This window comes from Campylobacter taeniopygiae (assembly GCF_005406225.1).
Lineage (GTDB): Bacteria > Campylobacterota > Campylobacteria > Campylobacterales > Campylobacteraceae > Campylobacter_D > Campylobacter_D taeniopygiae.
Genome location: NZ_NXLY01000013.1, coordinates 1 through 21,928, shown reverse-complemented (window position 1 = coordinate 21,928; position 21,928 = coordinate 1). Strand labels below are relative to the sequence as shown.

The 21,928-nt window shown below is 29.6% G+C and carries 25 protein-coding genes and 1 riboswitch; of the genes, 15 read left to right on the top strand and 10 right to left on the bottom strand.

Translation table 11 applies throughout. From position 1 onward, the window contains the following. Nucleotides 1-68: 68 nt before the first annotated feature. Genes CQA75_RS06980 through CQA75_RS06955 form a run of 6 tightly spaced genes read left to right on the top strand, consistent with a single transcriptional unit; the run spans nucleotide 69 to nucleotide 4,188 of the window. Nucleotides 69-311, top strand: a complete 243-nt coding sequence (locus CQA75_RS06980; protein WP_137624304.1) for an HP0268 family nuclease — start codon at nucleotides 69-71, stop codon at nucleotides 309-311. After that, nucleotides 308-1,609 carry a tRNA (N6-isopentenyl adenosine(37)-C2)-methylthiotransferase MiaB gene (gene miaB, locus CQA75_RS06975; protein ID WP_137624303.1) on the top strand — a complete coding sequence of 434 codons (1,302 nt, stop codon included), beginning with the start codon at nucleotides 308-310 and terminating at the stop codon, nucleotides 1,607-1,609. Before CQA75_RS06980 ends, miaB begins: the two co-directional genes overlap by 4 nt. After that, nucleotides 1,593-2,222, top strand: coding sequence for a lysophospholipid acyltransferase family protein (locus tag CQA75_RS06970; RefSeq protein ID WP_137624302.1), 630 nt, complete (start codon nucleotides 1,593-1,595; stop codon nucleotides 2,220-2,222). The genes miaB and CQA75_RS06970 overlap by 17 nt, the downstream gene beginning before the upstream one ends. A gap of 1 nt (nucleotide 2,223) precedes the next feature. Further along, nucleotides 2,224-3,153, top strand: coding sequence for a clan AA aspartic protease (locus tag CQA75_RS06965; protein WP_137624301.1), 930 nt, complete (start codon nucleotides 2,224-2,226; stop codon nucleotides 3,151-3,153). After that, on the top strand, nucleotides 3,150-3,680 hold the full coding sequence (locus CQA75_RS06960) for a hypothetical protein (RefSeq protein WP_137624300.1): 531 nt from the start codon (nucleotides 3,150-3,152) through the stop codon (nucleotides 3,678-3,680). Before CQA75_RS06965 ends, CQA75_RS06960 begins: the two co-directional genes overlap by 4 nt. Further along, nucleotides 3,670-4,188 (top strand): hypothetical protein, encoded by a 519-nt coding sequence (locus CQA75_RS06955; RefSeq protein ID WP_137624299.1) that lies wholly within the window; start codon nucleotides 3,670-3,672, stop codon nucleotides 4,186-4,188. The genes CQA75_RS06960 and CQA75_RS06955 overlap by 11 nt, the downstream gene beginning before the upstream one ends. Here CQA75_RS06955 and thiC read toward each other — a convergent pair. The 3 genes from thiC to rpe form a co-directional block, all read right to left on the bottom strand. Then, nucleotides 4,180-5,472, bottom strand: coding sequence for a phosphomethylpyrimidine synthase ThiC (thiC, locus tag CQA75_RS06950; RefSeq protein ID WP_137624298.1), 1,293 nt, complete (start codon nucleotides 5,470-5,472; stop codon nucleotides 4,180-4,182). The genes CQA75_RS06955 and thiC overlap by 9 nt on opposite strands. A 54-nt stretch (nucleotides 5,473-5,526) precedes the next feature. Next, nucleotides 5,527-5,631, bottom strand: a riboswitch (TPP riboswitch). Nucleotides 5,632-5,635: 4 nt separating this feature from the next. Then, entirely contained in the window at nucleotides 5,636-6,406 is a 771-nt protein-coding gene (locus CQA75_RS06945; RefSeq protein ID WP_137624297.1) for a 3'-5' exonuclease, read from the bottom strand. After that, entirely contained in the window at nucleotides 6,403-7,050 is a 648-nt protein-coding gene (gene rpe / locus CQA75_RS06940) for a ribulose-phosphate 3-epimerase (protein WP_137624296.1), read from the bottom strand. Before rpe ends, CQA75_RS06945 begins: the two co-directional genes overlap by 4 nt. Nucleotides 7,051-7,195: 145 nt before the next feature. Here rpe and rpmB point away from each other — a divergent pair, with 145 nt between their 5' ends. From rpmB to CQA75_RS09600, 3 genes are all read left to right on the top strand, one after another. After that, on the top strand, nucleotides 7,196-7,390 hold the full coding sequence (rpmB, locus tag CQA75_RS06935; protein ID WP_137624295.1) for a 50S ribosomal protein L28: 195 nt from the start codon (nucleotides 7,196-7,198) through the stop codon (nucleotides 7,388-7,390). A 161-nt stretch (nucleotides 7,391-7,551) separates the two neighbouring features. Further along, on the top strand, nucleotides 7,552-7,770 hold the full coding sequence (locus tag CQA75_RS06930; RefSeq protein WP_137624294.1) for a YdcH family protein: 219 nt from the start codon (nucleotides 7,552-7,554) through the stop codon (nucleotides 7,768-7,770). 10 nt (nucleotides 7,771-7,780) lie between these two features. Continuing rightward, the gene (locus CQA75_RS09600; RefSeq protein WP_137624293.1) at nucleotides 7,781-8,881 is read left to right on the top strand and encodes a methyl-accepting chemotaxis protein; all 1,101 of its coding nucleotides are present in this window, start codon (nucleotides 7,781-7,783) and stop codon (nucleotides 8,879-8,881) included. Nucleotides 8,882-8,895: 14 nt separating this feature from the next. Here the strand turns inward: CQA75_RS09600 and CQA75_RS06920 are convergent, their stop codons facing one another. From CQA75_RS06920 to acpP, 4 genes are all read right to left on the bottom strand, one after another. After that, nucleotides 8,896-9,483 (bottom strand): NUDIX hydrolase, encoded by a 588-nt coding sequence (locus tag CQA75_RS06920; RefSeq protein ID WP_137624292.1) that lies wholly within the window; start codon nucleotides 9,481-9,483, stop codon nucleotides 8,896-8,898. Between the two features lie 77 nt (nucleotides 9,484-9,560). Then, nucleotides 9,561-10,499, bottom strand: coding sequence for an acetyl-CoA carboxylase carboxyl transferase subunit alpha (accA, locus tag CQA75_RS06915; protein WP_137624291.1), 939 nt, complete (start codon nucleotides 10,497-10,499; stop codon nucleotides 9,561-9,563). 1 nt (nucleotide 10,500) lies between these two features. Further along, nucleotides 10,501-11,715 carry a beta-ketoacyl-ACP synthase II gene (locus CQA75_RS06910; protein ID WP_137624290.1) on the bottom strand — a complete coding sequence of 405 codons (1,215 nt, stop codon included), beginning with the start codon at nucleotides 11,713-11,715 and terminating at the stop codon, nucleotides 10,501-10,503. Between the two features lie 29 nt (nucleotides 11,716-11,744). Beyond that, a complete protein-coding gene (acpP, locus tag CQA75_RS06905; RefSeq protein WP_137620899.1) occupies nucleotides 11,745-11,978 on the bottom strand; it encodes an acyl carrier protein in 234 nt (77 codons plus the stop codon). A 119-nt stretch (nucleotides 11,979-12,097) separates the two neighbouring features. Between acpP and CQA75_RS06900 the strand changes: the two genes are divergently transcribed. After that, entirely contained in the window at nucleotides 12,098-12,763 is a 666-nt protein-coding gene (locus CQA75_RS06900) for a TenA family protein (protein WP_137624289.1), read from the top strand. An 18-nt stretch (nucleotides 12,764-12,781) separates the two neighbouring features. Here the strand turns inward: CQA75_RS06900 and CQA75_RS06895 are convergent, their stop codons facing one another. From CQA75_RS06895 to gpmI, 3 genes are all read right to left on the bottom strand, one after another. Further along, the gene (locus CQA75_RS06895; protein WP_137624288.1) at nucleotides 12,782-13,189 is read right to left on the bottom strand and encodes a pyridoxamine 5'-phosphate oxidase family protein; all 408 of its coding nucleotides are present in this window, start codon (nucleotides 13,187-13,189) and stop codon (nucleotides 12,782-12,784) included. Between the two features lie 6 nt (nucleotides 13,190-13,195). Further along, a complete protein-coding gene (gene fabG / locus CQA75_RS06890) occupies nucleotides 13,196-13,939 on the bottom strand; it encodes a 3-oxoacyl-ACP reductase FabG (protein WP_137624287.1) in 744 nt (247 codons plus the stop codon). A 77-nt stretch (nucleotides 13,940-14,016) separates the two neighbouring features. Then, nucleotides 14,017-15,495 carry a 2,3-bisphosphoglycerate-independent phosphoglycerate mutase gene (gpmI, locus tag CQA75_RS06885; protein ID WP_137624286.1) on the bottom strand — a complete coding sequence of 493 codons (1,479 nt, stop codon included), beginning with the start codon at nucleotides 15,493-15,495 and terminating at the stop codon, nucleotides 14,017-14,019. Nucleotides 15,496-15,573: 78 nt separating this feature from the next. Here gpmI and mraY point away from each other — a divergent pair, with 78 nt between their 5' ends. From mraY to CQA75_RS06860, 5 genes are all read left to right on the top strand, one after another. Beyond that, nucleotides 15,574-16,635, top strand: coding sequence for a phospho-N-acetylmuramoyl-pentapeptide-transferase (gene mraY / locus CQA75_RS06880; protein WP_137624285.1), 1,062 nt, complete (start codon nucleotides 15,574-15,576; stop codon nucleotides 16,633-16,635). Beyond that, nucleotides 16,635-17,843, top strand: a complete 1,209-nt coding sequence (murD, locus tag CQA75_RS06875) for a UDP-N-acetylmuramoyl-L-alanine--D-glutamate ligase (protein ID WP_137624284.1) — start codon at nucleotides 16,635-16,637, stop codon at nucleotides 17,841-17,843. Before mraY ends, murD begins: the two co-directional genes overlap by 1 nt. Nucleotides 17,844-17,978: 135 nt before the next feature. Beyond that, on the top strand, nucleotides 17,979-18,602 hold the full coding sequence (locus CQA75_RS06870) for a hypothetical protein (RefSeq protein WP_137624283.1): 624 nt from the start codon (nucleotides 17,979-17,981) through the stop codon (nucleotides 18,600-18,602). Nucleotides 18,603-18,746: 144 nt separating this feature from the next. Beyond that, nucleotides 18,747-20,225: a Cj0814 family flagellar-dependent secreted protein gene (locus CQA75_RS06865; RefSeq protein WP_246023782.1), complete on the top strand. Its 1,479-nt coding sequence runs from the start codon at nucleotides 18,747-18,749 to the stop codon at nucleotides 20,223-20,225. 148 nt (nucleotides 20,226-20,373) lie between these two features. Continuing rightward, complete coding sequence (locus tag CQA75_RS06860) at nucleotides 20,374-21,705, top strand: Cj0814 family flagellar-dependent secreted protein (RefSeq protein ID WP_137624282.1); 1,332 nt, start codon at nucleotides 20,374-20,376, stop codon at nucleotides 21,703-21,705. Nucleotides 21,706-21,928 lie beyond the last annotated feature (223 nt).

Here is a 21,928-nt window from a genome sequence, read left to right as displayed (position 1 = left end):
TTAATAAGTTTAATTAAAAGTAAAATTTGATAAAATTATAAATTTAAAAGATGCTTTAAGGATATAACATGGATTTAAAATTAGCAAGAAATTTAATTGATGAAAAACCGAAAAATATAAGCCTTGGCAAAATTGAAGAAGCTGTAGTAAAGGATGGACAAAAGTTTTTCTATTTTGACAAGGAAAATTCACACAAAGATCTTATTGCCCTAGTAGAATATTTTGAAAAAAAAGGTTTAAGTGTTTATCATAGAACTATTAAATATGGTTTAGATGATAATGATTTTATGTATGAGGTGCATATTCTTTGAGTGCTAAAAAACTTTTTATTCAAACTTTAGGTTGTGCGATGAATGTCAGAGATTCTGAACACATGATCGCAGAACTTACTCAAAAAGAAAATTATTCTCTAACTCAAGATATTAAAGAAGCAGACTTGATACTTATTAATACCTGCTCTGTTAGAGAAAAACCAGTGCATAAGCTTTTTTCTGAAGTTGGGGGATTTGAAAAAGTCAAAAAGAAAGATGCTAAAATAGGAGTATGTGGTTGCACTGCTTCACATTTAGGTAATGAAATTTTTCGTCGTGCTCCTTATGTTGATTTTGTTTTAGGCGCGAGAAATATTTCTAAAATTACTCAAGCTATCAATACTCCAAAATTTATTAGCGTTGATATTGATTATGATGAAAGCGAATTTGCTTTTGCCGATTTTAGAAACAGTATTTATAAATCTTATATTAATATTTCTATAGGATGCGATAAACATTGTACTTATTGCATAGTTCCTCATACCCGAGGTGATGAAATTTCTATACCTTTTGACATCATATACAATGAAGCAACTAAAGCTGTACAAAAGGGAGCAAAAGAAATTTTTTTACTTGGACAAAATGTTAATAATTATGGCAAAAGATTTAGAAATGATCATAAAAAAATGGATTTTTCAGATCTACTTGAAGAACTTAGTACCATAGAAAGCTTAGAGCGTATTCGTTTTACTAGCCCTCATCCTTTGCACATGGATGATAAATTTTTAGAAGTTTTTGCAAAAAATCCTAAAGTTTGTAAATCTATGCACATGCCTTTACAAAGCGGCTCAACTGAGATCCTAAAAGCAATGAAACGCGGCTATACAAAAGAATGGTATCTTAATAGAGCTTTAAAACTTAGAGAATTATGCCCAAATGTTAGCATTTCTACAGATATTATCGTTGCATTTCCTGGAGAAAGTGAAAAAGATTTTGAAGATACCATGGATGTTTTGGAAAAAATTCGATTTGAACAAATGTTTTCTTTCAAATACTCAAAACGTCCTTTAACCAAAGCAGCTACTATGCCAAATCAAATTGATCCTGAGGTAGCATCTCAAAGACTTTCTATTTTGCAAAATCGCCATAATGAAATTTTAGATGAAATTGTTGAAAAACAAAACAATAAAGAATTTGAAGTTTTATTTGAAGAATTAAGACCTAATCATTCAGTAGCAGGAAGAACAGATAACAATTTCTTAGTCCAAATTGAACATAGCGAAGAACTTTTGGGGCAAATTAAAAAAGTAAAAATCACAAATGCAAAGCGTATGGTTTTATATGGGGAACTCGTTTAAAACCGTATTAATAACGTATCTAGTATTTATTTTACAATGGCTGATTTTCTTAAGTTGTAAAAAAATCTATAAAGGAGATAAAGTCGATAAAGCGCCTTATGTTATACTTTTTTGGCATGGACGCTTGGCTTTAATGCCTTTTGCTTTTAGATATTTTAGACAAAAAAATAAAAAAGCCTATGTTATGATTTCTCATCATAGAGATGGGGAAATGATTGCTAGAATTATTAAATTATTTCATCTAGATACTATTAGAGGGAGTACCTCAAGAGGTGCCAGTGCGGCATTAAGATCTGCTTTTAAAGTTTTAGATGAAAAAGACGATATTGTTATTACTCCGGATGGACCACGCGGTCCTTATCGTAGTATTGCAGATGGAGCTGTATTGCTTGCTCAGAAAAAAAATGTTAAAATAAGATTATTAAATTATGAAGCAAAGCATTTTTGGGAATTTAAAAGTTGGGATAAAATGATCCTTCCTAAGCCATTTACAACATTGATTTATCGATTAAGCGAGCCTTTAGATATTTCAAATTTAGATAAAGAGGAAGCTAAAAAAAAATTATTAGCTTTTTTTAAAGATATTGAAGAATTAGACAGTTTTAAGGAATAGAATGTTATTTTTGCTTAAAAAAATCCTACCTCAAATTTTTATTGGTATTATTTTAGAAGATGAAAAAAATATCCTTAAAGCAGCAATATATAGAAATAAAAAATTAATAAGTAGCAGCGAAAAAAGCTTTGAAAAAAGTGAAGATTTGCTAGAATATGTTAAAACCTTAAGTAAAAAATTCTTATTTTTCCATACTGCACTTTTTTTAAATGCCAAAGAACAAGGTCTTATCCCGAGCACAAAAAATGAAGACTTGGAAAAATTTAATGTTGGTAAGATAAGTTTAAAATTTATAACCCTTAATAATGCTTTAACCTATACAGCAACCGAACATGTGGAATATTTCCATGAACTTTTTGAAGATTATAATGGATTAGATTTTTTATACTCTCCTTTTGCTTTGCTTTATTTTAATATTTCAAAGCAGAACAAAAATGATGATAAAATAACTCTATATGCTTATCAATGTAGGCAAATGCTAACAATTATGGTTTGCAAAAATCATCAAATTTTATACGGAGAATTAAATTTTTTAGATCAAGAGTCTGAAAACAATGAAACATCAAATGAAGAATTAGATGAAGATATTTTCAATAATGAATTAAATTTTGAAAATTTGGATGAAAATTTTGAAGATTTATCACAGGAAAAAAATGATTCAGAAGAGGAAGGATTTTTAAATTTTGATAATCTAAGTCAATTTAATAACGATATGGAAATTGCACATTGTATTATTTCTAGCATTGAAAAATTTTACAACGATGAAAAATATTCTGGAAATTTTATCAACAATATACATGTACTAAGCGAACAAGAACTAAGTATAGAGGCTACTGAATTTTTGGAAAATGAAACTTTTTTAGAAATTACTACTCAACAAATAAATACTTTTGATCTCATGTTTGAGCTTATGCACAAGGAAATTCAATGACTTACAGTTTTATAAAGCCTAGAAAAAAACCTATTTTAACCTTATTTATTAAAATTTGGGCTGCTCTTTTTATTTTTGGAATTGTCTTTATCATTTTTATGTATTTTTTATATCTAACAAAAATTGCATTTGTTTCTCATTCTATTAAAAAACAAAAAGAAGAAGTTGTTAAAATGCAAAAAGAAATCAAAGATAATGAAAATTTATACCAAATTCTTTTAAATAAGAGTAAAATTGCTAACAATATCAAAGATCAAAATGAAATCGCAAAAAAAAGCTTAAAAAATCTTTTTGACATCGTTGTGCAAACAGGATCCATAACACTTGAAAGCGTAGATCAAGAAAAAGACTCTTTGCAACTTATTGGAGTAACTCCGACCATGGAAATGTTTAGCCTTCTTTTGGAAACTCCTTTGAAAAGTATTTTTGATCAAAGCAACACCACATATTATCGCTTAAGCAATGGATGGTATCGTTTTGTAAGCATAAGTAAAAAAAATACTGGAGGTTGCTGCGATGAAAGATAAAAGCCTCGAAGAACTCAATATAGTAAGAATTCTCATTCTTGCTTTAAGTTTTATTAGTATATGCACGGCTTTAATTTTGTTTTTATTATTGCCGGTATTGAAAGATTACGAACAAATTAATTTAAGAGAAAATTCTCAAATTGGAACGGTTAATTCTTTTAAAATCGATTTAAAAACTAGTGAAGATAAAATTACACAATTAAAACATAACAATGAAAAAAATTTAGATCAATTTCAACAAAAATTCGATGAAAAAAAATTCAATGATTTTCTAAAATATTATTTTAAAAACATCAAAATAACAAACATAAAGATACAAACTCCACAAGAATATTTACGTAAAGAATTAAAAATCGAAGCTTTAATGGATAATCCTAAAAATTTTTACAATTTTATCAATGCTTTAAAAAATTATGATAATTTAATTAAAGTCAGTTATCCTATTACATTAAAAGCAACACCAAAAGGCATTGCTATAAATTTTTCTGTGGAAATTTACTCAGATTAAATTGACATCTTCTCCTTTTGAGATTTGATTTATTGTATTCATCGCACACATTTTTCCACACATAGAGCAGGAATTTAAATCATCTGGGCGGCGTTCATTAAACATCTTTTTAGCCTTTTCTCCATCAATGGCAAGTTTAAACATTTTTTCCCAATCTATATCTTGCCTTGCTTTACTCATATCATCATCTCTCATTCTTTCTTTTGGTAACTTAGCAATATCGCCAGCATGTGCTGCAATTTTTGTTGCCACTATTCCATCCCTAACATCATCCAAATTTGGAAGTCTTAAATGTTCAGCTGGTGTTACATAGCAAAGTATATCAGCACCACTCGCAGCCGCTACAGCGCCGCCAATTGCCCCACTGATGTGATCATATCCTGCGCCAATATCAGTCACCAAAGGCCCTAAAACATAAAAAGGTGCTCCTTTGCAAAGACGTTTTTCAAGTTGCATATTGGCTTCGATTTCATTTATTGCCATGTGCCCAGGACCTTCTATCATCACTTGAACTCCAGCCTCCCAAGCCCTTTGCGTCAGCAAAGATAATTCTATAAGTTCTGTAATTTGTGATGCATCGGTTGAATCATGCGTAGAACCTGGACGCAAGGCATCACCTAAAGACAAGGTTACATCATATTTTAAACAAATTTCTAACAAATCATCATAATATTCAAAAAAAGGATTTTCAGCTTGCTTCATCATCATCCAAGCGTAAAGCACAGATCCTCCCCTTGAAACTATATTTGTAAGCCTTTTTCCCTCTTTAAAAACTTTAACAGCACGTGAATTTATTCCAGCATGTATAGTCATAAAATCTACACCGCTTTTTGCATGATGATAAACCACGTCTAAAAAATCTTTAGCTTCAATTTGCTTTAAATCTTTTTCTAAGAATCCCACTGCATCATAAACAGGAACTGTACCTATCATTGCCTTTGAAAAAGTGATGAGTTCGTCTCTAAAATGACTCGTTTTTCCATAGTTACTTAAATCCATAATAGCCTCAATTCCGAATTTATGTGCAAGTTTTACTTTTTTCATCTCCTCGCTATAGTCGATACAATCATTTGAAACACCTAAATTAACATTTACTTTCGTGCGAAGTCCAAATCCTATACCATTGGGATCAAGGCTTTTATGATTAATATTAGCAGGTATGATGATTTTGCCACAAGCAATATTTTCAAGTAAAAAATCTTGACTTACTTGCTCCTTTTGGGCGACAATTTGCATTTCTTTGGTAAAAATACCTTCTTTAGCATAAAGCATTTGAGTTTTCATATTTTATCCTTGAAAAATTTTTGGATAAATGAAGGGTGAATGTAAATTTTAAAGCGTTTAATAATAAAATCTTCCCGACGCTGGCATTATCCAGATCCGGTTCGGTCTAAGCTTTTAGCTTACTCTCAGCCTGTTTCACAAGCTCCCGTCATTTATTGTATTATTATATCGCAATTTTACGTTGAGTGCGAGAGGTTTTAATAAATTTTATTAACTCTTCTGTAGTTTGAACATGATAGGGAAGTTTTGCTAGACAATATTTAAAAATTTCAGCCGCCGCTAAAGCATCACTTAAAGCTCTATGGTGGACACTTTCTATCCCCAATAATTCTTTTAAGGCATCAAGTTTATATTTAGGACTTTGTATGCAGCATTGTGCAAATTCTATAGTGCAAATATAGCGATTAAGCAAAATTCCTAAGCCACATTCATGTAAAGCTTTGGAAATAAAACCATAATCAAAGCGAACATTGTGTGCTACAAAAATACTATCCTTTAAAAAAAGTTTAAAATCTCTTAAAACTTGTTTTAAATTTGGGGCATTTTCAACCATATCAAAACTAATCCCTGTTAATTCAGTAATATTTTCCGGTATTTGATCAACTTTTATTAGAGTATTAAAGCGATCTAATTCTTTGGAATTTTTAATTTTAACAGCTCCAATTTCTAAAATTTGCCCATGCTTGATACCGCCAGTGCTTTCTATATCTACTATGCAAAAAGTCTCTTCTTTAATTTTTGTAGTACGCGTTTTTAAACTTAAAAAATTATCATGATTTAAATAAAAACCTAAGCCCAAAAGTTCAAAAGTTTCTAAATCAAGCTGATAATCTTGAAGCTCATCAACTTTGCAAAATTGTTTAATCACCCATTCATAAGGTTTGCTTTGTTTGCTCAAAACAGAAATAATCTGCTCAACTTGTTGAGAACTCAAAATTCTAACTTTAATGATGAAATAGAAGTTTTATAATCATTAGAAGAAAAGATATAGCTTCCAGCAACTAAAATATCTGCTCCTGCTTGTTCTAATTCACTTGCATTTAAACCATTAACACCACCATCAACCTCAATAAAAACTTTGGCATTTTTACAATCAATCAGTTCTCTTAATGTTTTAATTTTTTCATAGGTAAAATTTAAAAAACTTTGCCCACCAAATCCAGGATTTACACTCATTAAAAGAATCATATCTACAAAATCAATCATGTGTTTAATAGAATCTATAGGCGTATGAGGGTTTAAAACTATAGCTGGATGAATTCCACAAGATCTTATATACTCACACATTCTTATAGGGTGTTTTTCTATTTCCACATGAAAGGAAATAAATTTAGGTTTCAATGGAATAAATAAATCTACAAATTTCTTAACATCTTCTACCATCAAATGCACATCTAAAGGAAGGTTACTAATGCTAGAAATTTTTTCTATCACGCAAGGTCCAAAAGTAAAATTAGGTACAAAATAACCGTCCATTACATCAATATGCAAAAGATCGGCTCCTGCTTCTTCTACAGCTTTAATTTCTTTTTCTAAATTTAAAAAATTAGCAGATAATAAACTTGGAGCAACATACATGATTAAAAAACCTTCTTGTAAGAATAATTTTTAGAAAAATATTCTATCCATTTATAAATAAAAATAGTATAAATATTTGAATATTTTAAGTTTAAATTTGTTAAAATCCCTATTTAAAAATTATCCCAAACAATAAGGAACTAAAATGGCAAGAGTATGTCAAATCACAGGCAAAGGGCCAATGGTAGGCAATAATGTTAGCCATGCTAATAATAAAACAAAAAGACGTTTTTTACCTAATCTTAGAACAGTTCGTGTAACCTTAGAAGATGGTACTACTAGAAAAATGAAAATCGCTGCGTCTACTTTAAGAACCCTAAAAAAACAAAATTCTAAGTAATATTTTTGAGGATTTATCCTCAAAAAATCACACTAAAACTTTCCAAATTATATATGCATTTAATTTATCATTAAATTTTTAATATTTTTTAAGTAAAAATATTAACTTACTTAGATATAATTAATTATACAATATTAATTTCACAGCATGAGGAGAAATTTATGTTACACGAATATCGCGATCTTATTTCGGAGCTTAAAGGTAAAGATGCTCATTTTGATAAATTATTTGAACGTCACAATGAACTTGATGAGCAAATTAAAAATGCAGAAGAAAATAAAATTTCAACTCTTAGTGATATTGAAATTTCAAATCTTAAAAAAGAAAAACTTCATATTAAAGATGAATTGAAAAAATATTTAGAAAATTATAAAAAATAAAGGTGGAGCTATGTTTAGTAAAAAAACTAATTATGAGAGTTTTCAAAAATTAGAAGAAGAAAATAAAAATCTTTCAAATCAAATTCAAAAAATTAAAGCCGAAAATTTAGAGTTAAAAAATAAAATTTCAGACTTAGAGCAAGAAGCTTTAGAATCTAAATTAAAAACCGATCTTTTAAACGTATTATTAAATGGTATTTTAAAAAATATCACTATAGTTCAAAATGATATGCTTGAAAATGTTGATAAAGCCGAAGTTATATCTAATTACTCCAAAACTTCACTCATAGAAATGGATGAATTGAGTCATATTGCAGATTCTATTAATGCTTCTTTAAGTAATATCACAGAATCCGCCAATAAAACACGCGATACAGCTGGAACTTTACATCGTAGCGTTGATGAAATTACTAATGTTATTAATCTAATCAAAGATGTATCAGATCAAACTAATCTTTTAGCACTTAATGCTGCTATAGAAGCTGCACGTGCAGGAGAACATGGGCGAGGATTTGCTGTCGTGGCCGATGAAGTTAGAAAACTAGCAGAAAAAACACAAAAAGCAACTACAGAAGTAGAAATGAATATCAATCTTTTAAAACAAAATGCTAATGAAATGTATAGTCAAAGCGAACAAGTTGAAAAAATTTCTCTTGATTCTAGTGCTCATATTGTCAATTTTTCAGAGAAATTCTCCCATCTTGTATCTGAAGCACATTCTACAAATTCAAACGCAGTTAATATTGCCTCTGAAGCGTTTATATCTCTTGCTAAATTAGACCATATTGCTTTTAAACTGAATGGATATAGAGAAATCTTTACAAAAACTGGAAAAAGATTAGCAGATCACACAAGCTGTCGTCTTGGAAAATGGTTAGCTGGTACTGGAAAAGAAAGATTTGGAACTAGTAAAAGCTTCTTGAAAATTGCAGAACCTCATGAAAAAGTACATGAAAATATGAATAGTGCTATTGATATAGCTGCTGCAGAAGACGTAAGTTCAAATTTAACTCAACATAAAATCATAGAAAGATGTCAAACAGCTGAAAATGCTTCCTTAAATTTATTCGACGTCTTTAAAGAAATGCTTCACGAAAGCACAAAAAAATAATCTTTTTACCTTTTTTAAAGGTAAAAATCTTTTTTTTCTTTTAAAAACCACAAATAAGAAAAATCTAACAAAGGGTTACAAATAATATCTTGTGAGAATTTTTCATATTCTTCAATTTTTACAAAAATAACTTCAATTTGCTCTCCATCTATTCCTCCGCCATCAGAAATTTTATCATTTTCATTTATAGTTGCAAAATAAAGACTTTGCTTACTTACCCCCGAACCAAAACCGGTATAAAAATCTTTAATTTTTTCAAGTTTTTTAGGACAATATCCAACCTCTTCCACACATTCTTCTTTGGCTATTTGCTCTAAAGATAAATTCTTATCTACTAAACCGGAACAAAGTTCTACTGTATATCCTATTTCTTTACCTTGATAACTTTCATGATGGATCTGATGATACCAAAGAGGTATTCTAAATTGACGAACAAAAACAAAGCTTTTAAATTCTTGATGATATAAAAGTATAGAAACACTATCTTTTGCTTCTATAAAATCCCAAGTGCAATATCTATCATTACTTTCATAAGAAAAACGTTTAGGTTTAATATATTCGGAATGATCAAACAATATTTCTTTTAAATTTTTAAATGCCATTAAAAAACCTTTGATATAAAAAAATAATTTTTTATTAATGATATCGCGGGTATTTTAAATTAAGATAAAATAATAAATTAAACTTCTAAAAAAGCTCCGAGTTTAAGTATTTTTTGCATACGATTAGCCACAAGCTCATTTGGATTTATTGTATTTAATTCATCTAATGCTTTTTTTACATAATTAGCAATAGCAATAGCAGCTCCTTCTTTATCTCTATGTGCACCATTGATGGGTTCTTCTATAACATCATCAATCAAATCCTGCTCTTTTAGATCATCTGCAGTTACCTTCATTGCTTTAGTTGCTACTTCGATTTTACTAGGATCATTCCAAAGAATTGCCGCACAACCTTCAGGAGAAATAACAGAGAAAACAGAATTTTTCATCATAGCAAGTTTATCAGCAACTCCTATAGCTAAAGCTCCACCACTACCACCTTCTCCAATCACTACAGCTATAGTAGGAGTTTTTAAATCGCTAAATTCATAAAGATTTTTAGCAATAGCTTCACTTTGACCACGCTCTTCAGCACCAATACCAGGATAAGCACCTGGAGTATCAATTAAAAACAAAATTGGAATTTGGAATTTTTCTGCAAGCTTCGCAACTCTTAAAGCTTTTCGGTAACCCTCAGGATGCGGCATTCCAAAATTTCTTGCTATTTTATCTTTAGTTCCTCTACCCTTTTGCTCACCGATAACAATAAGTTTTTTATCGCCCAAATATCCCATAAAACAAACAATAGCAGGATCATCTCTAAAAGCACGATCTCCATGTATTTCATGTGCATTTTGCAATATAAGATCTATATAATCAAGAGCATAAGGACGATCAGGGTGACGAGCAAGCTGCAAACGACCATAATCGTTTAAATTTTTATAAGTTTTGATAATTTCTTTTTCAAGATTTTTTTTTAAAATAACAATGGCATCAACATCTCCCTTGATTTGTGCATTAGCAATATCTTCATCAAGTTGTTGAATATTTTTTTCAAATTCTAAATATGAAGCCATCTTAATCTACTTTTTTAAAAACGACACAACCATTAGTGCCACCAAAGCCAAAAGAATTACTCATTACTACTTTTAGATCCATTTTTTTGGCAGAATTTGGAACATAATCTAAATCGCATTCTTCATCTTTTACAAGCTGATTTATAGTTGGTGGAACAATACCATCTCTTAAAGCCATGATGCTTATAACCGCTTCAATTGCTCCAGCAGCTCCTAAACAATGTCCTGTTTGTCCTTTTGTAGAACTAACCAATGGAACATTAGCACCAAAAAGCTCTTTAATGGCAGCAGTTTCATTTTTATCATTAACCGGAGTTGAAGTTCCATGTGCATTAATATAATCAACTTTAGGATTTCCGGCCATATTTAAAGCTTTTTTCATAGCTCTTAAAGGACCATCTAAAGTTGGAGAAGTGATATGATGGGCATCAGCGCTTTCACCAAAACCTACCAATTCTGCATAAATAGTAGCCCCTCGTTTTTTAGCTTCTTCATAATCTTCAAAAACCAAAGCACCTGCACCCTCTCCCATAACAAAACCATCTCTTTCTTTATCGAAAGGTCTTGAGGCACGTTCTGGATCATCATTTCTAGTTGATAGAGCTTTCATAGAAGCAAAACCACCTATTCCTACTGGACATATAGCAGCTTCAGCACCTATAACAAGCATTTTACTTGCAGTACCTAAAGCAATGCTTTTATAGGCTTCAGCGATAGCATGAGTTCCAGCGGCACAAGCAGTCACACAAGAAATATTTGGCCCTTTAAGTCCATGTTCGATCGAAATCAAGCCACCGAGCATATTAACCAAAGCCGAAGGAATAAAAAATGGAGAAATTTTTCGCGGTCCTCGTTCAGAACAGATGATCGAATTTTTTTCTATATTAGGCAAACCTCCTATACCAGCAGCAGATACTACGCCAAATTCTTCTTGATTAAAATTATCTTTTAAATTAGCATCTTGCATTGCTTCTCTAGCAGCTTTTATACCTAACTGAATAAAACGATCTACTTTTTTTACCTCTTTAGGATCTATAACATCCAAAGGATTAAAGTCAGTGATTTCTGCCGCTATTTGAACTGGAAAATCTGTTGTATCAAAAAGGGTAATTTTTTTTACCCCACTTTTACCTTCGCAAATAGCTTTAAAAGAACTCTCTTTATCTAAACCAAGGGCATTGATCATCCCAATGCCTGTAACCACGACTCTTTTCAAGAATAAACTCCTTGTAAAGTTAATAAAAATTACTTTTTAAGATTGTCAATATAATTTACAACATCTTCAATTTTAATAAGTTTTTCAGCATCGCTATCTGGAATTTCAACTTCAAATTTTTCTTCCAAAGCCATAATCAATTCTACAACATCTAAAGAGTCTGCACCCAAATCTTCAATAATTTTAGATTCCATTTTAACTGTATCTGCATCAATACTTAATTGTTCTACTACTACTGCTTTTACATCATCAAATGTTGCCATTTATATCTCCTTAAAAATAAAAAATTAAAAAATAAAGCGTATTTTACTATAAAAAACTTAAAATATTTATAGTTTTTGATTATACTTTAAAAAAATTAAATCAACCAAGGGGATAAAAAATGCTCTTTCAAAAACTTATCAAAGAAAATTTAAAAATTTGGAATGAGTATATACATCATAATTTTGTAAAACGGCTTGAAGATGAAACTTTAAGCAAAGAACAATTTCTTTTCTATTTAAAGCAAGATTATATGTATCTTATTAATTACTCAAAATGTTATGCAAGACTTGCTTTAAATGCTAATACGGTAGAGGAATTGCGTTTTGCCATTAAGTTTCAAAATTACACCCTAGAAGGAGAATTGGAACTTCATAAAAGTATCTTGGAATTAGGCATTGATACAAGTCATTTTAACGAAAAAGATGAAAGTCTTATTAATATTGCTTATTCGCGTTATATATTAAGCGTGGGTGAAAATGGAGATTTTTTAGACATGCTAATTGCTCTTAGTGCTTGCGCAATAGGCTATGGATACATAGGGAATGAAATTTGCAAAAATATCTCAAAAGAAAAGTTGCAAAACCATCTTTATAAAGAATGGATTTTAACTTATTCAAGTCAAGAATTTCAAGCAACAGTAAAAGAATTTGAAGATTTTGTTAATTCTTATAGTGATCAAATTTCTGAAGAAAAATTTAAAAAACTTAATTCAATTTTTCATAATGTCGTGCGTTTGGAAATTGCTTTTTGGGAGCATTCTTTAAAAATGCAAACAAATATTTAAACCTAAAGTAAGATTTTCTTACTTTAAGGTTTTAAATTCTCCATTGCTAAATTGCATTCTAGCACTTAAATTATCGAGATAAAAAACTTCAAATCTTAAATCTTCTGGAGTATTGTATAATTTTTTTAAATAAGGATATTTTTCAAACATCATTTTTTTAACTTCCAAATTAGATTCAAAAATCGCATTAGCTCTAAGCCTTAAAAAAGTTCCCTCTTTAGAGCAAGAACAAAACTCAATTCCATTATAATTTTTGATATGTTTATAAAGTCCTTTAGTATTTGAAGTGCAAAAATAAATTCTATCCTTAAATAAAAGCGGACTCTGTATAGGCCGAACTCTAGGATTTCCACAAGTACCTAGAGTTGCTAAAAAAGCAGGTGGATTATTATCTAAAAATTGCATGATTTCTTCTAAATTCATCACAACTCCTTACATATACAAACCGCCATTAACCTTAAGCACATCTCCTGTAATATAAGAAGAATAATCACTTAATAAAAATGCGACGCAATAAGCCACCTCTTCAGGTTCAGCAAAACGTTTAAATGGAATGCCATCTTGGTACATTTTTTTAATTTCTTCGCTTAAAACTTCAGTCATATCGCTTTTTATAAAACCTGGAGTTACGCAATTAAAACGTAAATTTCTACTTGCTCCCTCTTTAGCAAAAGATTTTGTCATGGCTATCATTCCGCCTTTACTTGCTGAGTAATTTACTTGTCCTGCATTTCCCATTTCCCCAACAATAGAAGCGATATTAACCACAGCACCAAAACGCTTTTTACTCATTGTTTTTAAAGCTTCTCTACATCCTAAAAATGCTGAATTTAAATTCACATCCACAACAGAACTAAATTCATCTAACTTCATTCTTAAAGCCAATTTATCATTGGTAACACCCGCGTTATTTACAAGATAACTAAGCTCTCCATCGCTTTCAACGATAGTTTTCACACCATTTTCAAATTCATCTTCTTTGCTTGCATCAAATTTAATCACCGCTGCATTGCCACCTTTTGCAATGATTTCATCCTTTAAAGCATCCGCTAATTCTGGTTTTGAACGATAATTAATCCAAACTTTAAGTCCAAAATCAGCTAAAGTTTTTGCAATAGAAGCACCTATACCTTTACTTGCACCTGTTATTAAAACGTTTTTTCCGCTAAATTTCATCATTTTATCCTTATTAAAAATTAATCTTTTAAATTTGTCAGAATTTTAACAAATTTAAAAAGAAAAAAGCAAATCAATTAAAACAAAGCTTTATTCATTTCTTTTGGAATTTCTAAATCTAAAATTTTTAAAACACTTGCAGCTATATTGCTAAGCCCCATATTGTTTTTAATTTTTTGCACTCCATTTGCCTCTATAAATACAAAAACATCAAAGGTTGTATGGTTGGTGAGTAAATTACCTTTTTCATCCTGCATAGCTTCGCAATTTCCATGATCGCTTGTAATAATAAAAGCATAATTATTTTTTCTAGCACATTCAATCACTTCACCCAAGCAAGTATCCACCGTCTCTACAGCTTTAATAGCCGCATCAAAATTTCCAGTATGTCCTACCATATCACCGTTTGCAAAATTAACAACGATGAAATCTTCGCCCTTATTGATCCCCTTTTTTACGATATCACATACTTCAAAAGCACTCATTTGAGGTTTTTCATCATAAGTTTTAACCTTAGGACTTGGAATTAAAATTCTTGTTTCATTTTCTAATAACTCTTCTTTGCCTCCATTAAAGAAAAAGGTCACATGGGCGTATTTTTCAGTTTCAGCCGTATGAAGTTGAGTTAATCCTGCTTTAGAAATTATTTCTGGCAAAGTATTTTGAATTTTTTCTTTTTGAAATATTACAGGGATATCAAAACGATCATCATAAACACTCATGGTTAATAAATTTTGAAAAATTTTATCTCGTTTAAATTCTTTAAAATCTTGAAAATTTAATGCCTCAACAAGTTGTTTCATTCTATCGTTTCTAAAATTAATGAAAATCAACCCATCATTCTCATCCATCCCTTTATAGTCCTTATGTTTGACCGCTTTTATGAATTCATCTGTGATTTGATCTTGATAAGATTGTTGTATATATTTTGTAAAATCATTGCTACTTTGACTTTCACCCATTAAACATTGATAATATTCTTGAATTCTATCCCAACGCTTATCTCTATCCATCGCATAAAAACGCCCGCATAAAGTTGCAAAACAGATTCCTAATTGATCGCAATGTTCTTGCAAATTTTTAATGAAATTTAAAGCACTTTTTGGATCTACATCTCGTCCATCGGTGATAGCATGCGCAAAAACTTCATTGCCATTTTTAGCACAAATTTCAAGTAAAGCGTTAAAATGCGTATCCATAGAATGCACTCCACCATCACTATAAAGCCCTATAATGTGAATTTTTTTGCATTTTGCCAATAAACTTTTTAAATTAGAATTGTTTTTAAGCTGATCATTTTGAATAGCTTGATTGATCCGCACCAAATTCTGATAAATAATCCGTCCGCTGCCTATACACATATGACCTACTTCACTATTGCCCATTTGACCTTCAGGCAAACCCACTGCCAAACCACTGGTTTTTAATAAAGAATAAGGCACTTCTTTAAAAAGCTTTTCATAGGTAGGTTTTTTTGCTGCTTCAAAAGCATTGAATTTTTTATCTTGATTAAAACCTATTCCATCTGTAATCACTAAAATACATTTTTGTTTCATTATTCTAAACTTTATAAGAATTTTTTTGGTTACATTTTAATAAAATTAAGCTTTTAAAAACCAAAAAGAAGGTTCAATTTGTATTATCTTTCTGATTTAAGCAATTATGCTTTTTTTACTTATATTAGTGTGCGTGCTGGTTTTGCGTTTTTTATCGCTTTATGTTTATCTTTGTTTTTAATGCCTAAATTTATAGCTTGGGCAAAAACTAAAAATGCTAATCAACCTATTTATGAATATGCTCCTGAAAACCACAAGGTAAAATCACATACTCCAACTATGGGTGGTCTTGTATTTATATTTTGCGCTCTTTTGGCAAGTTTATTGTGCATAAGATATGAAAATGTTTTTGCTATAAGCTCCTTACTTTGTCTTACTCTTTTTTGCCTTATTGGCCTTGTTGATGATCTTGGCAAAGTTTTAAAAAAAGATAATCACTCAGGACTCAGTCCAAAAATGAAACTTTTAGCCCAAATTGGTGCGGGTTTAATTTGCGTCCTACCTTTATATTTTAGTTCTCAATTTAACACTGAATTTTATATTCCATTTTACAAATATCCTCTTTTTAACATGGAAATTTTTGCACTTTTCTTTTGGGTTTTAGTTCTAATTTCAAGTTCAAATGCTGTAAATTTAACCGATGGACTTGATGGATTAGCAACCGTACCTAGTATTTTTTCCTTATCAACTTTAGGTATTCTTTTATATTTGAGTGGAAATTTTAACTATAGCGAATACTTACTTTTACCAAAAATTCAAGGTTTGGGCGAAGTTAGCATTATCTGTGCTGCGCTGATTGGAGCTTTAATGGGATTTTTATGGTATAACTGCTATCCAGCTCAAGTTTTTATGGGAGATAGTGGAAGTTTGGCTATCGGAGGATTTATAGGCTTTTTAGCTATCATCAGCAAAAATGAAGTTTTACTCTTGCTTATAGGTTTTGTTTTTGTTCTTGAAACCATTTCAGTTATTTTGCAAGTGGGAAGCTTTAAAATTTTTAACAAAAGAGTTTTTAAAATGGCACCTATTCATCATCATTTTGAAAAAGTAGGATGGGTAGAGAATAAAATCATAGTGCGCTTTTGGATGATCGCTTTTCTTACAAATTTACTCGCACTTGCATCCATAAAGTTACGCTGATGAAAATTTCTCTTTTTGGATATGGAAAAACAACACAGGCTATAGCAAAAAATCTTGCTGATAAATTTGGCGTTTTTAATATTTATGATGATAATTTTAAAAATACAACTCAAGATGAATTAGGTAATTATCTTTTAAACCCTAAAGAATTTGATCAAAATTCAAGCGATCTTGAAATTCCAAGCCCAGGTTTTCCACCAAACCATGCATTAATAAAAAAAGCAAAAAATCTACAAAGCGAATATGACTTTTTTTATGATGCTATGCCAAGATCTGTTTGGATTAGTGGCACAAATGGAAAAACGACAACCACGCAAATGACAACGCATTTATTATCACACGTAGGCGCAATAATGGGAGGAAATATTGGAACTCCTTTAGCCAAACTTGATACTCATGCTAAACTTTGGGTGCTTGAAACTTCGTCTTTTACTCTTCATTATACCCATATTGCCAAACCTGAAATTTACGTTCTTTTGCCTATAAGCGCAGATCATCTTTCGTGGCATGGAAATTTTGAAAACTATGTCAAAGATAAACTCAGCGTTTTAGAGAGAATGAATGAATGCGATATAGCAATTTTGCCAAAAATTTATGAGAACACCCCTACTAAAGCCTATATTGTTTCTTATGAAGATGAAAAAGATTTAGCAAGTAAATTTGGTATTGATATAGGTAAAATTTCTTTTAAAAGTCCTTTTTTGCTTGATGCTGTTATGTCTTTAGCTATAGAAAAAATTTTACTAGATACCTTAAGTTATGATCTTTTAAATCAATTTATCCTTGAAGAAAATAAACTTGAAGAATTATTTGATACCCAAGGAAGACTTTGGGTAAATGATACGAAAGCAACCAATGAAAGTGCTGTTATGGCGGCGCTAAATCGGTACAAAGATAAAAAAATCCATTTAATCATCGGCGGAGATGATAAAGGGGTTGATTTAAGTACTTTATTTGAATTTATGAAAAAATTTGACATTACGCTTTATGCTATAGGCATAAGCACGCAAAAAATGCTTGATTATGCTAAAAATGCTAATATAAAAATAATCAAATGCGAAATATTAAGCAAAGCTGTAGAAGAAATTTCAAAAGTTCTTCAAAAAAATGAAGTCGCTCTTTTAAGCCCAGCTTGTGCTAGTTTAGATCAATTTAGTTCTTATATAGAACGCGGAAAAACCTTTAAAGAATGTATTAGTAAAATTTAATTTTTATATTTTATTGATATTAATAAAAATTTGTATTTTGTCGATATTAAATGCTAAATAATAATTATGGCGATCAAGAAAATGGCAAATAAATATAAAAGTGCTCTTGGCGGTTGGTATCCTAGGAGGTAAAATATGAATAGTTTGGGTATTTTTGGAATAAGTATAACGAATGACTGGAGTTTGAGTGATAAAAATACCGCTCAAACTCCAAATGATAAAAAAAAGTCAAATGTTGCAAATTTAGATGAATTACTAAAATCTTACAAAGATTATTATGATGAACTTACAAAAGAAATTCCTATTGCTAAAGGCTCTATACAAGATCAGATTTTAAAGGGTGAATTAAGCCGAGAAGATTTTAAAGAAATTGAAGATTTTAAAGCAAAAAATAAAGCTTCGGTGCATTGGATGGATGAAGACTTACAAAAAGAATATGTAAAAATTTATCACACAAGTATGAGTGTAGAAGAATTTAAACAAAAATGGTTAGATCTTCAAACCAAACACGAAGCTAGATTTGGTGAAATTGCCGAGCAAAGCAGAAAAGATATTCAGCAAGAAATGCAAACTACACAAGAACAAGAAATAAAACCCTTCAAACCCATCCAAGCAGAAAGTAAAAACAAAGAAACTTATAAAGATGAAATAAAAAATAGTTTTTGGGAACAATTTTTAAAAGTTCAAAAAGAAAATGGAATAGATATTTTAGAACTTATGGAAAAACTTAATGAAAAAGGTATAGATAAAAGAGTTTAAAAAATAATTTTAAAACTTAAAACGATTAAAAACAAATTTATAAACGTACATCATTATTTCTATAAAAATATTATTATCATAAACTTCTCATCATTTCTACCGATATATAAGGTAGAAATGATCAATATACTAAAAGGCAGTAAAATGATAAATAATATAAATTCTTACTCAAATTATAATTACTATACAAATACTTTAAATTCTAATAAAAAGAATTCTAAAACAAATAATTCAGTAGATAATAATAACAATAAAGAAATAAACAACAACACAAATTTAAATAATAATAATATTTCAAACAATACCTCATTAAAACAAATAAATTCAAATTTAGTAAGTGATAAATCTAAGGCTGTTAATAAAATACTAGGTTATGGTGTAGATGAAGATGGTTTTTTTACTAGTGATTTCAATGAAGCTGCAGGAATACCAAAAGATTATAAGATTTATGCTAAAGATATGGAAAGTTTTGTGAATTTTCAAGAAAGTGATAATTTTATTTTTTCTACACATTATAAGGTTGATATAGCTAAAACTATAGGAAATGCTTATAAAGCTTTTTCACAACTCATACCTCAAACTTCAAATTCAAGTTTTTCTCAAGAAGAGTTAAAAAACCTTCCTTATGGTTTTAGTATGGATAAAAATTACAATATAACTAAAATTTACACTAAAGACGAATATGAAAAAATAGATTTCTCTCAAGACACAATATATGCTAGTTTCAATACTTGGAATGGTTCATATTTTGAAGATATTAATACTGATAATATTTTTAGTAATAATGGAGATACAAGATTAAACAAAAATGCTTATATTAATGAAGATGGAAGTATAGATAAGGGCGGAGTTTTAATGGGCTTTTTAAATTCCCAACTTTATGGTGCAACAACTAATTTTTTAGAGGGCGATACCAAATTGCTTGGAAAAATTTTAGTTGATAAAAATGTTAGCGAAGCAGAACGTAATGATTTTCAAAATTTTATGAATAAAAATAAAATTCAAAGTGCTTTTTATAAAGATTCAAGCAATCCTGATGAATGGATTCCTCTTGAAGAACGTCTTTCAATGCAACTTTACATTAAAAGAAGTCAAAACATAGGCAATACTGAATTAGCACAACAAGCTAGAGATTTTGCTAAAGAATACAATGAAATGATTAATTCTAATATGAGCTTGAATGAATTTAAAACTAAATATTTAGATTTTAAAGAAAGATATGATGACTTTATAGAAAATTTGGAAGCAGAAGAAAAAGCCAAAGGAATTGATTATAGCATAGATATTGCTAGTGGACAAAGCATTTCAAATAATAAAAATAAAAAAACACAAGATGACAATACTCAAAAACCCTTCAAACCCATCCAAGCAGAAAGCAAAAACAAAGAAACTTATAAAGATGATAATATAAGAAATGAACTCATAAAAAAACTTCTTGAAAATAAATTTGATTTAGCAAAAGAATTAGAAATTCTTTTTAATGTAAAAATAGATAATGACAATACAAATAACAATTCTAATAGCAATGATAATTCTAATGATAACAATTCCAACTCTAATCATCTTAGTAAATTAAGTTCTAAAGCTAAAACTAAACATAGAAGTGTGAATATTAAAGTGTGATAACATAACCCTAAAACCTTCTAAAAAACCATTTCAAAACCCTACTCAAACAAAAAATCATAAATCCAAAGTGGAACAAATTTTGCTTATATTTAATTAAGATATTTAGATTTGAAGGCAGAACAATTCTAAAATCAAAGGAATAAATATGAGTATCTTCAGTATTAATGATAACTCAAACTATGGTTCTATACTTTCACAAGCAAAAGCTAATAAAGAAAGTAAAGAAAATTCAAAAATAAATTTTGCCAATGCTTTCTTAAAACAAAATGCTACTAAATTAAATGATATAGAAAATAAAAATTCACAAACTTTAATAAGAAGTGAAGTATTAGACAATCAATCAAATTCTATTAATAATATCAATAAGAATTATTATACTAAAACAAACTCTCCTAATTATGATATATCTAGTGAATTTAAAAACTCTATTTATACTTTAAAATTCAAACAAGCAGATATAAGTAATAATACAGCCTATGGTTATAGTGTAGATAAAGATGGTTATATGGGAGAAGATTTTAATGAGGCTGCAGGATTACCAAAAGATTTTAAGATACATAAATCTACTTTGGATGAGATAGAGAGAGTGGCTGAATATAATGTCTCTGATATAAAAGAATATCTAGGTGTGGATAAATACTATGACAATATAGATATGGCTGAAACCATCAAACAATACTATAATCTTTTTTCTAATGCTTTAAGTCAAAGCTTTCCAAGTGATAAAACAAGTTTTAGTGAAGCAGATATTAATACTATGCCCAAAGGATACTCTATAAATGGATTTTATAATGGTTATGGTATTTTTCAAAATCCTGATCCTATAAGAAATAATGACATTGCTATTAAAAGTATAGCGGATTATTCTGATGTTAGAATTTCTAATGTTTATAAAACCTCAGAACAATTTGACGAAGCAGATAGCATTTATTCTGATTCTGGAGGTTTAATATCAGGTATTAAACCTGAAACCTTAGGTTTATCCTTAGAAGAAATAAAAAATGTTTCTCAAGCTAAGTATGAATGTGATTTTAAACCTGATATGTCATTTTATCCAAAAAATGAAGATGGAACTTATACTAGAGAAGACTTATTTATGAGTTTAATAAAATCTCAAGAAGGACGTGTTTTATATAGTCCAAATACTACTCTTAATCCAAAAGTAGAAGCTTACAATACAGCTATGGCTAAAGAGAGTTTTAACGGTCCTGCAATTAATATTGATGCAATTATGACAGATAAAACTGCTTTTAAAGACTTTTTTAGATATTGGGCAGAACGTGGTATAGCAGATGGAGAGCTTTATATGTATGAAAAGGGTATATCTCCCAAGCAAGCTTTAGGCAATTGGGCTTTGGACGCTGAGATTAAACAAGCCATTGCTAATGGCTGGAAAGCAAGTAGTGAAAGTATTAATTCTTATGTTGGATCTATAATGGATAGATTAAATAATCTCATAGGACAAACTAGGGTTTAAACTGATTTATAAATTTAAAAAATATTATCTTAATAGATAATTCTTTTAAAATTATCTTTAAAAACTATTTTTTACAAACACCCTAACCCTAAACCCTATATAGACAACCAAACTAACAATAAAGATTAACTAAACTATTTTATATTTAAAAGATTAAATACTCTAAGAAGATTAAAATAAGAAGTAGAATAATTAACAAGTCCGCAATGAGCTACTTTCCCCC

Excerpts from the sequence above, each read along its gene's own strand:
- CQA75_RS06980 (WP_137624304.1), top strand. The coding sequence starts at position 69 with ATGGATTTAAAATTAGCAAGAAATTTAATTGATGAAAAACCGAAAAAT.
- CQA75_RS06970 (WP_137624302.1), top strand. The coding sequence starts at position 1,593 with ATGGGGAACTCGTTTAAAACCGTATTAATAACGTATCTAGTATTTATT.
- CQA75_RS06965 (WP_137624301.1), top strand. The coding sequence starts at position 2,224 with ATGTTATTTTTGCTTAAAAAAATCCTACCTCAAATTTTTATTGGTATT.
- CQA75_RS06960 (WP_137624300.1), top strand. The coding sequence starts at position 3,150 with ATGACTTACAGTTTTATAAAGCCTAGAAAAAAACCTATTTTAACCTTA.
- CQA75_RS06955 (WP_137624299.1), top strand. The coding sequence starts at position 3,670 with ATGAAAGATAAAAGCCTCGAAGAACTCAATATAGTAAGAATTCTCATT.
- thiC (WP_137624298.1), bottom strand. The coding sequence starts at position 5,472 with ATGAAAACTCAAATGCTTTATGCTAAAGAAGGTATTTTTACCAAAGAA.
- rpe (WP_137624296.1), bottom strand. The coding sequence starts at position 7,050 with ATGTATGTTGCTCCAAGTTTATTATCTGCTAATTTTTTAAATTTAGAA.
- rpmB (WP_137624295.1), top strand. The coding sequence starts at position 7,196 with ATGGCAAGAGTATGTCAAATCACAGGCAAAGGGCCAATGGTAGGCAAT.
- CQA75_RS06930 (WP_137624294.1), top strand. The coding sequence starts at position 7,552 with ATGTTACACGAATATCGCGATCTTATTTCGGAGCTTAAAGGTAAAGAT.
- CQA75_RS09600 (WP_137624293.1), top strand. The coding sequence starts at position 7,781 with ATGTTTAGTAAAAAAACTAATTATGAGAGTTTTCAAAAATTAGAAGAA.
- CQA75_RS06920 (WP_137624292.1), bottom strand. The coding sequence starts at position 9,483 with ATGGCATTTAAAAATTTAAAAGAAATATTGTTTGATCATTCCGAATAT.
- accA (WP_137624291.1), bottom strand. The coding sequence starts at position 10,499 with ATGGCTTCATATTTAGAATTTGAAAAAAATATTCAACAACTTGATGAA.
- acpP (WP_137620899.1), bottom strand. The coding sequence starts at position 11,978 with ATGGCAACATTTGATGATGTAAAAGCAGTAGTAGTAGAACAATTAAGT.
- CQA75_RS06900 (WP_137624289.1), top strand. The coding sequence starts at position 12,098 with ATGCTCTTTCAAAAACTTATCAAAGAAAATTTAAAAATTTGGAATGAG.
- fabG (WP_137624287.1), bottom strand. The coding sequence starts at position 13,939 with ATGAAATTTAGCGGAAAAAACGTTTTAATAACAGGTGCAAGTAAAGGT.
- gpmI (WP_137624286.1), bottom strand. The coding sequence starts at position 15,495 with ATGAAACAAAAATGTATTTTAGTGATTACAGATGGAATAGGTTTTAAT.
- murD (WP_137624284.1), top strand. The coding sequence starts at position 16,635 with ATGAAAATTTCTCTTTTTGGATATGGAAAAACAACACAGGCTATAGCA.
- CQA75_RS06870 (WP_137624283.1), top strand. The coding sequence starts at position 17,979 with ATGAATAGTTTGGGTATTTTTGGAATAAGTATAACGAATGACTGGAGT.
- CQA75_RS06865 (WP_246023782.1), top strand. The coding sequence starts at position 18,747 with ATGATAAATAATATAAATTCTTACTCAAATTATAATTACTATACAAAT.
- CQA75_RS06860 (WP_137624282.1), top strand. The coding sequence starts at position 20,374 with ATGAGTATCTTCAGTATTAATGATAACTCAAACTATGGTTCTATACTT.